1 protein-coding gene is annotated in these 1856 nt (G+C 37.4%); it reads left to right on the top strand.

The window, feature by feature from the left end:
• Positions 1 to 326: 326 nt before the first annotated feature.
• The gene (locus tag AVL50_RS07175; RefSeq protein ID WP_062615811.1) at positions 327 to 1625 is read left to right on the top strand and encodes a dicarboxylate/amino acid:cation symporter; all 1299 of its coding nucleotides are present in this window, start codon (positions 327 to 329) and stop codon (positions 1623 to 1625) included.
• Positions 1626 to 1856: the final 231 nt, after the last annotated feature.

Below are 1856 nucleotides of genomic sequence, written 5' to 3'. Positions count from 1 at the left end.
GAAAAGGGATGATTTTAGTTTAATATTTTTTATTCTAATCAAGGCAGATTTGCAGAGCATAGCCTTAGTTACGCGATAAAAATCTAACGAAGAGTAGGATAAAAAAGGTAAGATAAAATGTCCGTTTTCTTTTGTCCTAGTACTTATCCTCAAAAGGTAACTTTTGATTTTTTGTCCTTAAGTGTGTATAAAGCAACTTAGCATGACAATTCAGGTCAACTATCTCCTATTCAGTGAGCACGCGAGAATAGGAATATAAACATAAAACATTAACCAGGGTATGTAATGATCATACTCACAGATCCTATCTTTACGAAACAACAATAATGAAAAAACTTGCATTGCATTGGAAAATAATCATTGGGATGGTATTAGGACTCCTCCTAGGATTATTGATAAGCTACACTGGAAACGCTCAATTCTCTAATGATTGGATCAAACCCTTTGGTACTATCTTCATTCGACTGCTGAAATTAATCGCCGTTCCATTGGTACTTATCTCTTTGGTGAACGGTGTGGCCTCTATGACCGATCTGTCTAAACTTTCAAAAATGGGTGGGCGTGCAGTAGGTATATATTTAGTAACTACAATTATTGCAGTGACAATTGGTCTTCTTCTCGTAAATGTTTTCCAACCTGGAGCAGGATTCTCAGAAGAAATGAGAGCCAGTTTTATTGAACGATTTGCAGACAGTGCTTCTTCAAGAGTAGCACAAGCCTCTGAAGTACAACAAAGAAGTCCTCTTCAACCCCTAATGGATATGGTGCCAGGTAATATTTTCAATGCCATGAGCAGCAACAGCAATATGCTTCAAGTAATCTTCTTTGCCATATTGTTTGGAGTTTCTTTAGTCGCTATTCCAGAAGAACATGGAAAAGCCGTGAAAAACTTATTCCAAAGCTTAGATAAAATCATTTTGAAAATGGTGGATTTGATCATGAAATTTGCTCCTTATGGTGTATTTGCATTGATCACTTCGCTTATCACTGACTTTACAGGTGATGACCCTTCAAAAGCAACGGAACTATTACTGACATTAGGCTTCTACTCTTTAGTCGTTGTTATGGGCTTATTCATTATGGTAGCAGTGGTCTACCCTTCAATACTAAGAATATTTGCAAAGGTTAATTTCTCTAGATTTATCAGAGGTATTTTCCCTGCCCAGATGATGGCCTTCTCTACAAGTAGTAGTGCGGCCGCTTTACCTGTAACAATGAAACAGGTAGAAGAAGAATTAGGTGTTTCTGAAGAAACTACAAGTTTTGTACTTCCTTTGGGAGCTACTGTAAATATGGATGGTACAAGTTTGTATCAAGGTGTTGCAGCCGTTTTTATTGCTCAGGTTTTTGGCCAAGACTTAACGCTTGCAGATCAAATCTCGATAGTAATTACAGCTACATTAGCCTCAATTGGTTCAGCTGCTGTTCCTGGAGCAGGTATCATCATGTTGATCATTGTTCTTGAGCAAGTAGGTTTACCAACTGAAGGGATTGCATTAATCCTTGCCCCTGATAGAATTTTGGACATGTTCAGAACAGTAGTCAACGTCACAGGCGATTCAACAGTGGCCATTTTAGTAGACAAATCTGTTGGAAATAAACCTTCAATTGAAGGAATAGATTAAGCATAAAACAGAATAAGTACAAATTCAAAATTACCTAACACTAATTACACTGTAAACTAAGTTTTCGCTATTTACAGTGTTTAGAAATCAGGAGATTTCTGATGATCTGAAGGACACGAAAGATGCTAACGCTTAACATTCGCGCCATTGAGCTTTCTACCATTATAGTTTGGTAGTACTCCCCCTGGCATTGAAGGGAAAAGCGTTAAGAATTTCATGAATTGAGCCGTT

It is taken from the genome of Flammeovirga sp. SJP92, assembly GCF_001583495.1.
Classification (GTDB): domain Bacteria; phylum Bacteroidota; class Bacteroidia; order Cytophagales; family Flammeovirgaceae; genus Flammeovirga.
This window is presented reverse-complemented; position numbering and strand designations above follow the sequence as displayed.

Excerpts from the sequence above, each read along its gene's own strand:
- AVL50_RS07175 (WP_062615811.1), top strand. The coding sequence starts at position 327 with ATGAAAAAACTTGCATTGCATTGGAAAATAATCATTGGGATGGTATTA.